Origin of the sequence: Photobacterium sp. GB-72 (genome assembly GCF_003026095.1) — a bacterium.
Lineage (GTDB): Bacteria > Pseudomonadota > Gammaproteobacteria > Enterobacterales > Vibrionaceae > Photobacterium.
This window is the reverse complement of record NZ_PYNV01000005.1, coordinates 104,578-117,495: the sequence shown is the minus strand read 5'-3', so window position 1 is coordinate 117,495 and position 12,918 is coordinate 104,578. Positions and strand designations below refer to the sequence as shown.

General features: G+C 40.6%; 11 protein-coding genes. 8 read left to right on the top strand and 3 right to left on the bottom strand.

All coding sequences use genetic code 11. The features are described 5' to 3' along the window. Window positions 1-19 precede the first annotated feature (19 nt). Complete coding sequence (locus C9J40_RS08260) at window positions 20-1,672, bottom strand: AMP-binding protein (protein ID WP_107246470.1); 1,653 nt, start codon at window positions 1,670-1,672, stop codon at window positions 20-22. 329 nt (window positions 1,673-2,001) lie between these two features. Continuing rightward, window positions 2,002-3,264 carry a leucine-rich repeat-containing protein kinase family protein gene (locus tag C9J40_RS08255; protein WP_107246467.1) on the bottom strand — a complete coding sequence of 421 codons (1,263 nt, stop codon included), beginning with the start codon at window positions 3,262-3,264 and terminating at the stop codon, window positions 2,002-2,004. A 256-nt stretch (window positions 3,265-3,520) separates the two neighbouring features. On the opposite strand from C9J40_RS08255, the gene C9J40_RS08250 reads away from it, so the two are divergent. The 6 genes from C9J40_RS08250 (at window position 3,521) to C9J40_RS08225 (ending at window position 9,897) form a co-directional block, all read left to right on the top strand. Further along, window positions 3,521-4,222, top strand: a complete 702-nt coding sequence (locus tag C9J40_RS08250) for a murein L,D-transpeptidase family protein (RefSeq protein WP_107207336.1) — start codon at window positions 3,521-3,523, stop codon at window positions 4,220-4,222. A gap of 220 nt (window positions 4,223-4,442) precedes the next feature. Continuing rightward, complete coding sequence (locus C9J40_RS08245) at window positions 4,443-4,904, top strand: TetR/AcrR family transcriptional regulator (protein WP_045083083.1); 462 nt, start codon at window positions 4,443-4,445, stop codon at window positions 4,902-4,904. Between the two features lie 259 nt (window positions 4,905-5,163). Beyond that, a complete protein-coding gene (locus C9J40_RS08240; protein WP_107246466.1) occupies window positions 5,164-6,591 on the top strand; it encodes a TolC family protein in 1,428 nt (475 codons plus the stop codon). Window positions 6,592-6,596: 5 nt separating this feature from the next. Beyond that, window positions 6,597-7,574 (top strand): HlyD family secretion protein, encoded by a 978-nt coding sequence (locus C9J40_RS08235; protein WP_107207334.1) that lies wholly within the window; start codon window positions 6,597-6,599, stop codon window positions 7,572-7,574. Window position 7,575: 1 nt separating this feature from the next. Then, window positions 7,576-8,745: an ABC transporter permease gene (locus C9J40_RS08230; RefSeq protein ID WP_107207333.1), complete on the top strand. Its 1,170-nt coding sequence runs from the start codon at window positions 7,576-7,578 to the stop codon at window positions 8,743-8,745. Next, window positions 8,746-9,897 (top strand): ABC transporter permease, encoded by a 1,152-nt coding sequence (locus C9J40_RS08225; RefSeq protein WP_107246464.1) that lies wholly within the window; start codon window positions 8,746-8,748, stop codon window positions 9,895-9,897. A gap of 74 nt (window positions 9,898-9,971) precedes the next feature. Here the strand turns inward: C9J40_RS08225 and C9J40_RS08220 are convergent, their stop codons facing one another. Then, entirely contained in the window at window positions 9,972-10,694 is a 723-nt protein-coding gene (locus C9J40_RS08220; protein ID WP_005366395.1) for a YebC/PmpR family DNA-binding transcriptional regulator, read from the bottom strand. A gap of 366 nt (window positions 10,695-11,060) precedes the next feature. Here C9J40_RS08220 and C9J40_RS08215 point away from each other — a divergent pair, with 366 nt between their 5' ends. Both C9J40_RS08215 and C9J40_RS08210 read left to right on the top strand, forming a co-directional pair. Beyond that, on the top strand, window positions 11,061-11,843 hold the full coding sequence (locus C9J40_RS08215; protein WP_107207331.1) for an IclR family transcriptional regulator: 783 nt from the start codon (window positions 11,061-11,063) through the stop codon (window positions 11,841-11,843). A gap of 34 nt (window positions 11,844-11,877) precedes the next feature. Beyond that, on the top strand, window positions 11,878-12,918 hold the full coding sequence (locus C9J40_RS08210) for a formimidoylglutamase (protein ID WP_107246462.1): 1,041 nt from the start codon (window positions 11,878-11,880) through the stop codon (window positions 12,916-12,918).

Below are 12,918 nucleotides of genomic sequence, written 5' to 3'. Positions count from 1 at the left end.
TACTCTATTCTATATAAATTTATTCCTCCCAGCGTACCAATGTATCGCTAGGCCAATCATGTCCAATATCCGAGTATTTTTGCTCGAGTACATGACGTTTAATTTTAAGGGTTGGTGTTAAAATACCATTCTCAATTGACCAAGGCTCTTTGATCATTAACACACCTTTGATCTTTGCGTGAGACTCTAGCTCGCGATTAATCGTTTCTATTACATGATGAACGCGTTTCTCGTAACGTTTACGATCAAAGTTAGGGAAGTGATGCGGGAGTGCTAATAAAATAGGGGCCGGCATTCCAGAGCCGACTAAACACATCATCTCGACGTTACTAAGTTCAAACAGACGTTTCTCAATCGGTACGGGCGAGACGAATTTCCCTTTAGCCGTTTTGAAGGTATCTTTTTTACGACCTTGGATGGTGAGGTAACCATCTTCATCAATAAAACCGATATCACCAGTATGTAACCAGCCTTCGCTATCAAAGCTTTCTTTGGTTGCAGCATCATTATTGTAATAACCGGCAAATAGGCCTTTACTACGTACTAATATCTCATCATCTGCGGCAATTTTCAGTTCAACGCCTGGGCCTGCATTACCAACACTACCGACTTTGTCACTTCGGTATGGGTGGTTTAATGTGCTATAGGCAAAAGATTCTGTCATACCCCAAGCTTCGGTAATATTGAGGCCAATACTTTCATACCAACGTAATAAACCCGCAGAAACGGGAGCAGAACCACAGCCTAATACTCGCGCTTCGTTAAGTCCTAAACCATCAGCGAGCTTGCGCTTTATTAAGCCAGAAACAAATGGAATCTTAAGTAACAGATTCAGTTTGGCTGGTGGTAGTTTCTCTTGAATTCGTTGTTGGAAAAGCGTCCATAAACGCGGGACAGAAACAAAAATAGTAGGGCGGTGCATTTTTACATCATCGATAAAGGTATCAAGAGACTCAGGAAATGCCACTTGAAGACCAGACATGATGGATGAACCAAAAATGTAAACCCGCTCAGTTATGTGTGCGAGTGGGAGATAAGAAAATAACCGCTCTGTTTCACCTAATCCAATATGATTGATTATTTGATGTGATGCCCAAGCAAAAGCGCCATAGGTCAGCATCGCGCCTTTAGGAAGCCCAGATGTGCCCGATGTATAAACAATCGACATTAATTCATCATCAGTATGTGCTGGACGTTCCTTGCTTGGGGCATGTTGTTCAATCAGCGTAGAAAAATTATATTTCCCTTCAGGTGTTCCTGGGTAGCTAAAAGAGATCGTCGGTATATCGGATAGCTTTTGTGTCACGCTATTAATGGCATCAGGGCTATCAAGTTTACCGATAATCACTAATTTACTGTCACTATGAGTAATGCAATGCTCAATGGTATCAGCCCCAGCTGTTGGGAAAATAGGAACACTGATATAACTACCTAGCATCATGGCCAAATCACAAATAAACCATTCCGCACAGTTTTTAGAGACGAGAGCAATACGCTCGCCCGGTTGGATCCCCAGTGCACGAAAGGCGCTGACTAGGCGTAAAGCCTTATCTGCAACATCTGCATAGGTGTAGTCAACAAATTCACGGTTGATAATTTGGCGAAGATAGATATCAGTAGGACGTTCTTCTGCCCATTGTAGGATCATGTCATTGGGTAGCAGTTGAGCCATATTAGTTTCCCTTAAATGGTTTGCTACAAGGATGAAATCGTTCGATGACATCGTTTGTTATTATAATGTTAAATTTAAAGCGTATTTTAGGTGCTAGTCAAGGTGTTGCGTAAGGAAAATCAGTGAGCTAAACAGACAATATTTTAAGTTCTGGTGAGTGACTCGGGTATTTATTATTATAAAATCAATCAATTATTTAAAACGCTTGTATGAAATCAATTCTGATTATTTATAGAATAAATTAATGACTTTGTATCAGATTTGTTAACACGATCATGTTTGTTTTGTTGTTGATAAAGGCGATAATAAAAAAGTACTTTTATTGTCGCTTAAAAAGATGACAACTGAATGTAATTTTGCGCCTTTTGGTAGAGTGTTTGATAACGCGATGACGTGCGATCTTGTGATTCACAAATACTGAGTAAATCTTCAATGAAATAACCTAATGCTCGGTTTTCGATGGTTTTGATTTGTTGCTGTATTACTAGAGGTAAATCATCGTAAATGGAAGCTGCACCAAAATCGCCAACCAGAATATTGGCATGCCCATCAAAGAGGACGTTATGGGCATAAATATCACCATGAGCCACACCTTGGTTTTGCATATGTTCAATCACGTTTGTCATTTGTGACACTATTTTTGTGATTTGCTCAATGGTTAACGTAAAGCCGTTAGGAAAGGTATCGCGCGTACAGGTTTCAAACGTTGGTGGTAAGCCTAAGTTTTTAAAGTGCGCAGGGATTAATGCCATGACTAGCGCTAAATGTTTAGGATCTGTAACGTGTGCTAATGACTCTACAAGGTTTGGGTGACGACCTGTTTTGAGACAAGCGTTTAATTCATCTTGCGGGTAACCGTCAGACGTCACCTCACCTTTAAAAACTTTAACTGCGATATCTGCTGCCAGTTGATGGGTATTATTTTTCCATTCGGCTAATGAAATAACGCCAGATGCGCCTTGCCCTAGCACTGATCGTAATGTGTAATCATTCGGTACCACTTCAGGCAATGTATTGTTTACCTGCTGATGGCGATTAAAATCATTACCAGAAAAGGCCAGCCACGCGAGTTTTGGCAAATTAAGCAGTTGAGTTGGAAATGTTTGTAAGCGGTTAGCAGATAAACGGATTAACTCTAAATTATGTAGTTGATCCATTGTGGTTGGCAATTCTGTGAGTTGATTACCTGCTAATGCAAGTTTCTGCAGGCGGGGGCGTAATCCTAAACTTTGTGGTAATTGAGCGATATTATTATCGGTTAAAATCAGCCACCGCAGTTTTTGAGGTAACGATGTTTCATCAACGGTAGTGATCTGGTTTGATTTAAACCCGATCATTTCTAAGTTTGGGCAAGCCCCTAAGACCTTCGGTAACTCGGTAAAGCAGTTATTTGACATAAACACAATGCGCAGCTTGGTTAGCTTGGCAAAGTCGTCAGGTAACTGGCTCAGTTTGTTATCCGTTAAATCTAGGATTTCCAAACTATTTGCTAGCGAAAGAATTTCGAGAGGAAATGTGGTTAATTGCTGCGAAATTTTTAGTCGGGAAATATGCGCCAGTTCACCAGAGCGTAGTTGTTCTAACGTATGCAAAATCTGTATACCTAATTATATGAAGAGTATTGTCTCTATTGTACCTTGTGTAGGGTGAATGCCAATTAACGAAATAGCGATAGGTATTTTAATGACTTATCTAGAAGTGTAAATAATGTGCAATATTTTGTTGTAAAATGTCCACACTATCGGTTGCGCCACGGCAAAACGCCAGTACACTAGCGCCTACTTTTGATGATATCTGTTACTGATTTCGTTTATTTCCAAAGATGACACTGCAAGTACCGAGGGTTTTGTGTTTAAAATAGCGTTATTGCCATTATTGGTTATGTTCACTGCTGTTACTGATGTTCAAGCAGCTTATTCGTACTCAACTTACCCTCCTGCAGGTACACGAACCGTTGATGATGTAATGAAGCGTTACTCTCCTTTCGTTGAGCCAAGGATGAAACGTTATTTTGAACAAGCTGGTTTATCTTACCCTCCGAAAAATATTGCACTCTTTGCGATGAAAGAAGAGATGTCAGTAGAACTTTGGGCAGAAGAGAAAGGTAAGTGGTCTTACGTTAAGCGTTACAATATCGAGAAAATAAGCGGTAAAAAAGGACCTAAACTACGGGAAGGTGATAAACAAGTTCCTGAAGGTATTTATCGTGTTTCTTTATTGAATCCCAATAGTCGCTTTCACCTTTCGATGAAGCTAGATTACCCGAATGCTTTTGATCGTAAATACGCAAAATTAGAAGGCAGAACGTCTCCAGGTAGTAATATTTTCATTCATGGTAAACAAGCATCGACAGGCTGTTTAGCCATGGGCGATTATAGTATTGAAGAACTATTTTTACTCGCCCAAAGAACAGGGCTTGAGAATATTGAGGTGGTTATTAGCCCACACGACCCGAAAAAAGGGAAGTTGCTGGCGTCAGTGAATCAACCGTTTTGGACCCAGATCCTTTATCGTAATATTGAACAACAAGCGAAAAAGTTTGGTCGCTAATTGGTGGACTGTTCTATTTAGTAAATGGCTTGTAAAGTAAATAATTACATTTGATTTGGCGCTTTTTAACCAGATACAACATGATGTCGCTAAAAATGTGAGTTAGCGCTAGTTAAGGGAATCACATTTTGTAATACTAATACTAGCCACTGATTTCAATGAAGGATAATTATTGAAATCGTACTGTTGCATAAAATGATTACAATAGAGTCAACTCATTATGCCAAAGCGAAGTAAAGAAGATACAGAGATAACCATTCAAACGATTATGGATGCTGTAATTGATCAAATTCTTACCTTAGGTTACGACAAAATGTCATACACCACGTTAAGTAATCAAACAGGGATCTCTCGTACCGGTATTAGCCATCATTTCCCAAAGAAACAAGACTTTGCGCATGCACTTGATGGGCGTATCTATCAGCTGTTTGTAGATAAGCTTGATTTAACAGACGATTTAGCAGCATTTTCTGCAAGCTGGTCAGTTGCGCTTGATGATGAAAAATTCCGTGCAATTTTACGCTTACTCTTCCATCATATTTCTTCTGCAGAAACATCACATGAGTTTGCCCACCGTGGAATTGAACGCTTATTTACTCTTTGTGAGCAGCGTTACGGTCAGCAAAGTATTGATGAATTAGAACGCTTATTAGGGCGCTCGTTGATTCGTTTAGCTCGATAGATCATTATTTGGGTATTTGTTTAATCAATACTATGATGTGATCCCATATTAAACCCGCTTGACAGTGGGTTTTTTTATATCTTTAGTAATAACAATAACGCAATAAGAGTATGCTGTTATTATTCGCATTATCTGAATAATATTCATACAGTTTATCGATAAAGCAAGATGGCTCTATACATAAAAAATTGTTTTGTTTTAGAGTTATTGCTCTAGAATAAAAAAGCATTAAGAAAAACTGGTATCAAAGGGTTACCTTATGAGAATAAAACCATTTATGGTTAAACCACTGGCTATCGCTTTGCTAGCGATCACACCGAGTATTTATGCATCACCCATTGCGTTTAGTGATGCGTGGCATACTGTCGTGACGAAGAATGATGGTTTGGCGGCCGGACGTTCAAGTGTTGAGCAAGCAGAGTACATGCAAGATGCGGCAAGTGACTTATATTTGCCAACTGTGACGATTGGTGCAAATTACACCCGTTTGGATCAAGATGTAAAACTGTCACCTTCAGATTTATTTGGCAGTATGCCTGTATCATCCACAGCAGCGGGGCAAGAATTAACAAAAATTATTGCCGAGCTTACTAAAGTGACAGGCCTAGACCTTAATTCTGCACTAACGTCAACGATTGCAGATCGTGATGTGCTAACCAGTTCTGTTCGTGCTATTTGGCCTATTTTCACTGGTGGTCGTATTAGTGCGGCACAAGATATTGCTAAAGGACAAACAGAAGAAGCGAAATACATGCTTGCCATGATGCAACAGGCTAAATTTGAAGATTTATCCCGCTTTTACTTTGGTGTTGTTTTAGCAAAAAATGTTGTCGAAACACGTAAAGAGGTTGAAGCAGGGCTAAAACGTCATTACGAACATGCGCTTAAACTAGAGCAGCAAGGTCAAATTGCAAAAGTTGAACGTCTACAAGCAGAAGCGGCTTACGATAAAGCAAAAGTTGACGCACAAAAATCAGTGCGTGATTTAGAAATTGCGCAAGTTGCGCTAACAAGACTACTGCAGCAATCGAGTACCACTGTACCTACTACTAATTTGTTTATTAATAGTTCTTTACCGCCCATGTCGGCGTTTATAAATAAAACGTTAGCAAGTTACCCTGGTTTACATATTTTGGATGCTAAGCGTAAACAGGCTGATGGCTTAATTGATGTAGAGAAAGGCAAGTATTATCCAGAAGTCTATTTGTACGGTGATTATAACCTTTACGAAAGCGACTCTCTTGCCGCTAAAATGGCACCTGATTGGGCTGTAGGTATTGGTGTTAGTGTTCCGCTTCTCGACAGCTCTGGCCGTTCAGGTAAGGTAAAAGCCGCGCATTCGATGGTGACACAAGTGAATCATTTACGTGCGCAAGCTGAGCAAGATCTGACTGTGTTAGTTGAGAAAACCTATCGAGAAGCTAATCAAGCAGTCGAAGAATATAACGGTTTACAATCGAGTCTTGCATTAGCAAAAGAAAATATTCGTCTACGAGAAAAAGCGTTTAGCCAAGGGTTATCAACGTCACTGGATGTGGTTGACGCTGAACTGTATTTATCCGCCGTTAAAACCCAGCGACTTGCTGCGGCCTATCAATATGTTATGTGTTTAACTCGTTTACTTGCGGTAAGCGGTGAAATGAACACCTTTAATAATTATCAGAAATATCAAGGTATAGAGGTTTAATTGTTATGAGTAAGTTGAAGTCTATAGCAGTAGCGGTTCCTGTAATTGCTGTTGTGGGTTGGTTGGGTTACACCTTCTGGCATGCTTACCAGCCTCAACCTGAACGTATGCAAGGTCAGATTGAAGCGCAGCAATATAATATTTCCTCAAAAGTACCGGGGCGTATTGACCAAGTACTTGTTCGTAAAGGCGATGAAGTTAAACCGGGACAACTTATTTTTACCATTTTAAGTCCGGAAATTGATGCCAAGTTAGAACAAGCAAAAGCGGGTGAGCAAGCGGCTGGTGCGTTGGCAGAAGAAGCGGAAAAAGGCGCGCGACGTCAGCAAATTGCAGCTGCAGAAGATCAATGGCGTAAAGCGACGGCGGCGGCGAAATTGATGAAAACGACTTATGTCCGTGTCAATAACCTTTATAAAGATGGCGTGATTGCAGAGCAAAAACGCGATGAAGCTTTCACACAATGGCAAGCGGCACAATATACCGAAAGTGCAGCATACCAGATGTATGAGATGGCCAAAGAAGGTGCACGAGTAGAAACGAAGCGTGCAGCACAAGAGAAAGTGAAAATGGCTGCAGGAGCAGTGGCCGAAGTAGAAGCGTATGTTGCTGATACCAAGATCTCTAGTTGGCACCAAGGGGAAGTTTCACAAGTGCTGCTGCATGATGGTGAACTAGCACCACAAGGTTTTCCTGTGGTGAATATTATTGATATTAACGATGCGTGGGCTGTCTTTAATGTGCGAGAAGATAAGCTAAAAGATTACCAAGAAGGTAAAGAGTTTAACGTAACCATTCCTGCATTAGGTGATAAAACCTATTCATTTAAAGTAACACACGTTGCGGTAATGGGTGATTTTGCTACGTGGCGTGCAACAGACACGGCGAAAGGTTTTGATATGCGTACGTTTGAAGTGGAAGCACGTCCAACACAACCAATTGATGGCTTGCGCGTAGGCATGAGCGTGATTGTAGAGCAGTAATATGAATAGCTTTCAGTATGTGAAGCAAGAATGGCGAAACATATGGAAAGATGGCTGGTTACGAGCATTAACACTGTGGTTACCTGCGGTGCTATTTCTCACTATGTGGGCTATTTTTTCTACGGGTATAGCGCATAACTTACCTGTTGGTGTTGTCGATCTTGATCATAGCCAGTTGTCTCGTCATTTTACTCGTTATGTGGATGCCAGCCCGACAATGGCTGTTACACGTCAATTCACGAGCCCAGATCAGGGCAGTGAAGCGATGCGAGCCAATGAAATCTATGCCATGGTGGTGATCCCAGATAATTTTGAAAAAGACACCAAGCTTGGTTTTTCGCCACAGATCACCACGTTTTATAATGGACAATTTATTTTAATAGGTAAATTGATCAACTCTGCAATGCTGCTGGCTGAAGGCACATTCAATGCAGGGGTTGAAACCGTTAAGAATATGGCGACAGGGGCACCAGTGCCGTTGCAAGCGATGGGGCAAGCGGTGCCTATTCGTGGGCAAATTACACCGTTATTTAACAGTAATAGCCATTATGGACAGTTTTTGGTTTCTGCCATTATCCCGTCTATCTGGCAGATCTTGATTGTGGCCACAACGGTATTAGCTATTGCCTATGAAGCGAGAACACAAGGACTATGGAAGTGGTTACAAACGTCACCTGTTTCTAAGTTACTGGGTAAATTAGCTGCTTATACTGGGTTATTTTTGATCCAAGGCTTGCTGTTCTTGTGGTGGATGTACGTAGCATTGGATTGGCCGATGCATGGTGATTGGCATATCTTGATTGTCGCGCAATTGTTAATGGTGCTGGCGTGTCAAAGTATGGGGGCTTTTATCTATTTCCTTGCGATGGAAGTACCACGTGCCATGAGTTTTGCCGCGGCATTTACAGCCCCTGCCTTTGCCTTTATGGGGATCACTTTCCCTGCCACTGATATGCCTGTAATTGCCAAAATGTGGCGTAGCTTACTACCTGTAAGTCATTATATTGAAGTGCAATTACAGCAAGTTGATTATGGGACGGGGTGGTATCAGGCATCTCATCAATTGTTTGTTTTGTCGTGTTTTATGGTTGCAATGGTATTAGCAGTGATGTTGATGTTATTCCATCGCCGTAAAGCATTAAGTGGCGATGCTGTAAAAGGGGATGCCTAGATGAGCTGGTTAAATTTATTTAAGCATGAACTAAAAGCCATTTTTACGAATGTTTCTTTGGTGTTTACAGTATTTGGCGGCGTAGTTTTTTACTCGTTCTTATATCCGCTACCTTATAGCAATGAGATCCCTCGCGATCAGAAGGTTGCCGTGGTTGATCTTGATCAAACCCAGATGAGTCGTGAATTGATCCGTATGGCTGATGCCACACCCCAGGTTCATATTACTCAGCACTTAGGTAGTATTGATGCGGCAAAACAAGCGTTACTTGATCGTCAAGTAGAAGGGATTTTAGTGATCCCCCATGATTTCTACAAAGACGTGATGTTAGGGACTAGCCCAACACTGGCATATGCAGGTAATGCGGCATTGTTCTTGGTATACGGTACCATTGTGGAAGGATTAAGCGCTGCAGGCACTGATTTAGGTGTAAAGGCGAAGATAAACCATCTTGTTTTAAAGGGGGATAACTTCGTTCAAGCGACCGAACAGTACAGTGCAATGAAGTTAAACATGCGTCCAGTGTTTAATGTCACGATGGGCTACATTAACTATGTTGTTCCTGCTGTTTTTGTATTGATCTTACATCAGACATTGTTAATTGGTGTCGGTATGGTCGGTGCATCAGAAAATGAAGCGCGGGCGGCAGGTAAAAGTGGTTATTGGTCTGAATATCCAGTATGGATGATTATGGCGGTAAGGGCGTTTATCTTTGTCGTGATTTATTTGGTTTTAGCCGCGTACTATTTCGGTTTTACCTTCACCTATTATGGAGTAAATCGACTGGCGTCTATTCCTGATCTTTTTGCCATGACGATTGCCTTTTTGTTAGCGGTAATCATGTTGGGAATGGTATTAGGACAGTTGATTCCACGTTCTGAGTTAGTCACGCTGGTGGTGTTATTAAGCTCATTACCTTTAGTGTTTACCGCAGGCTTTATTTGGCCAACCTCTGAATTGCCAACATTACTACGAGAGTTAACCCAGTTAGCACCGTCAACGGCTGCTATTAATGGTTTTCTTGGTTTAAATCAGATGGGCGCAAGCTTTGCTCAAATGATTGGTTGGTGGCAGCAATTATGGTTACAAGCATTAGGTTTTGGTGCTTTAGCATTTTGGTTAATGTCACGAGCACGAAAGGCAAGTCGTTAAGCCAATAATAATTCAGCAGAAACAAAAAAGGTCACCATTAGGTGACCTTTTTTATATCAACAGCAAACTAAATATTAGTCAGCCATTTCTGCATTGTGGTAAACGTTTTGTACGTCATCACAATCATTCAATGCATCAAGGAATTTCTCGAACATTGCGATGTCGTCGCCAGCCAATTCAGTCATTGTCTGTGGAACGAAAGAAATTTCTTCAACATCTAATGTTACTTCTGGCATTGTTGCTGCAAGTGCATTTTTAATTTTGAAGAATTCTGTGTGAGGAGCGTAAACAGTGATCACGCCATCTTCACATGTGATGTCAGTCACATCAGCATCTTCCATCATTAGATTCTCAAGAACAGCTTCTTCATCTGTGCCTTTGAATTCAAATACTGCTTGGTGTTCAAACATGTGGCCAACAGTACCTGGGCTACCAATTTTTGCATTGTTTTTAACGAATGCTTGGCGAACGTCCATGAAAGTACGGTTGTTGTTGTCAGTTAGACAGTCAACGATAACCATGCAGTTGCCAGGACCAAAACCTTCGTAACGTGCTGTTGAGTAATCTTCACCGCCGCCACCTTTAGCCTTATCAATTGCTTTTTCGATAACGTGGCTTGGCACCTGATCTTTCTTCGCTTTTTCAATAAGACGGCGAAGTGCTAGGTTAGCATCTGGATCAGGGCTACCGTTCTTAGCACAAACGTAGATCTCTTTACCGTACTTTGAGTAAACTTTGATCTTAGCGCCTTGGGTTTTTGCCATAGACAATTTGCGTACTTCGAACTTTCTTCCCATGAGGAATCACTCTCTTTTACTATGTGTGACGGTCAATTTTGCAAGGATTTTACCAGTAACCCTCCTATTATTACTAGCGTGATCTGCTATTTAGCATAGAAAAGCGTCTTTTTTCTCACTTGATTGACGGTGAGGATCTCGGAAAAGTTACATCTTTTTTATTACTGTGATAATGCGTTGATCTTTAATTAACAAATTGAAACGCTATTTAAATGTTTATTAGACCGATAAATCCCATAGGGTAAGAAAGTTTCTTGATAGTAATTCAGTAAATATAAAGTGTTTAATATTAGGTTTCTTATATTGCGGTAATTAATTGAGTATTATTTTATATAATTCTCATCATGTAAGAATTTAATTTGCAGTATGGTTTTTTATTGGTTAAAAGTAATTATCATACAAAAAGAAGAAGCCAACACCGTGACAAATTCACTCAGTGCTAATGAAAAGCTGTTGCAAGTATTAATTCACATTGCAGCTTCACCTTTCCCTCTGCAAGCTCAGCAGTTAAGTGTCGAAATGAATATGCCTATTAGTAGTTTATACCGCTACTTAGCATTACTAAGAGATTGGAATTTAATCGAAGAAAATCACGGTCAGAATACATACAGTGCCGGGCCTGCGGCATTGCAATTACAACGTAATTTTCAGATTAACTCACCATTACCAGATGGTGTTCGACCGATATTGAAACGTTTGCAGCAACAAACGGGTGAGATGTCGGCATACATGGTGCCTGTTGGCTTTAATGCTTTGTGTGTCGATAGCATTGATAGTCCATACACTTTACGTTGTAGCTATGAAAAAGGGCAGAGCCAACCTCTTATCCGTGGTGCTTCATCAAAAGTTATTTTGGCGCATTTACCCCTTTCTCGCCAATTACGTATTTTGAAGCATTACGAGATCACAGAGAAAGAGCAATTAGACGCATGGTTAACAGAGCTTGATCTGATTAAACAAGATGGTTTTGCTATTAGTACGTCTGAAATTGACCAAGGTGTTTCTGGTGTGAGTGCGCCCGTTTTTATCGGTAATAAAGTGGCTGGCGCAGTGAGTGTCATGGCACCAGCTGAACGTATCAATAGCCGTAAAAATAAAATTGTTATGTGTGTCTTACAGGCTGCTCGCGCTTTACCACCACAACATTAAATTACAACGTTTTTGATCAAAGGAAGATAAACGTATGTTTGTAGATCATTTAAAAAAATTATTTAAAACTGATGATGTTAAGTCTCGTATTCCACATCGATCACATACGTTAATTTCTCCTTATATTGATCAACGAGAACAAGGGATTGTTTTACTCGGTATTATTTCTGATCTTAGTATTGGCTGGAATCGAGGTCGACAAGGGGCGAAGGAAGGACCTGCAAGTATTCGACGTATTCTTCCCAGTACACATTCGCATTCAAAGCTGCCCTTTTATGATGCTGGTGATATAGAACTGGTTGATGACGATACAAATTTCTCATCATTAAGTGATAAGCAAGCGCAAGTTGTACATGGTTTACTCCATTCTGGGCATTTCCCTATAGTGTTAGGGGGCGGTCATGAAATATCTATTGCAAGTTATCAAGCGTTATCTGATTTTGCCGATGATAAAGCAAAAATACATACCGAATGGCAAGTAGCTAAATCGATACCTGATAATGTTGTTGCTTTATCGGCTACGCAAGAAGATCCAACGATGAGTTATCAGCCTTGCCAAGCGCGTGTTGGGATCATCAATTTTGATGCACATTTTGAGTTGCGACCAACCTTGTCTGTTCGTTCTGGTTCGGCTTTTCATTCTGCATTATGTTATTGCAAGGAGCATCACCGAGATTTTCATTACCTTGGTTTAGGTATATGCGATCGTGCTAATTCACAAGCAATGTTTAAATTGGCTGAAGATTTGGGGTGTGAGTGGTTGCTTGATAACCAAATAACATCACGCAATAAAAAAGCAGTGCAAACCAAAATTGATAAATATATCGATAGTGTTGACGTTATACAGTTAAGTATTGGGCTTGATGTATTTTCTGCATCTATTGCACCTGGTGTGAATATGACCCAAATGCAGGGGGTTGGTTTACCTATGGTCGAATGGGCAATTAAACATATTATGGCAAGCGGAAAAGTAAAGTTAGTTGATATCGCTGAGCTCAATCCTGAATATGATTATGCTAACCAAACCGCGAAATTAGCGGCAAAGTTGATTCAACTTATATCTCGATGCTTATAG

Bases quoted from the DNA above. Each gene is read 5' to 3' on its own strand.
- C9J40_RS08260 (WP_107246470.1), bottom strand. From the start codon at position 1,672: ATGGCTCAACTGCTACCCAATGACATGATCCTACAATGGGCAGAAGAA.
- C9J40_RS08245 (WP_045083083.1), top strand. From the start codon at position 4,443: ATGCCAAAGCGAAGTAAAGAAGATACAGAGATAACCATTCAAACGATT.
- C9J40_RS08240 (WP_107246466.1), top strand. From the start codon at position 5,164: ATGAGAATAAAACCATTTATGGTTAAACCACTGGCTATCGCTTTGCTA.
- C9J40_RS08235 (WP_107207334.1), top strand. From the start codon at position 6,597: ATGAGTAAGTTGAAGTCTATAGCAGTAGCGGTTCCTGTAATTGCTGTT.
- C9J40_RS08230 (WP_107207333.1), top strand. From the start codon at position 7,576: ATGAATAGCTTTCAGTATGTGAAGCAAGAATGGCGAAACATATGGAAA.
- C9J40_RS08225 (WP_107246464.1), top strand. From the start codon at position 8,746: ATGAGCTGGTTAAATTTATTTAAGCATGAACTAAAAGCCATTTTTACG.
- C9J40_RS08220 (WP_005366395.1), bottom strand. From the start codon at position 10,694: ATGGGAAGAAAGTTCGAAGTACGCAAATTGTCTATGGCAAAAACCCAA.
- C9J40_RS08215 (WP_107207331.1), top strand. From the start codon at position 11,061: ATGGTTTTTTATTGGTTAAAAGTAATTATCATACAAAAAGAAGAAGCC.
- C9J40_RS08210 (WP_107246462.1), top strand. From the start codon at position 11,878: ATGTTTGTAGATCATTTAAAAAAATTATTTAAAACTGATGATGTTAAG.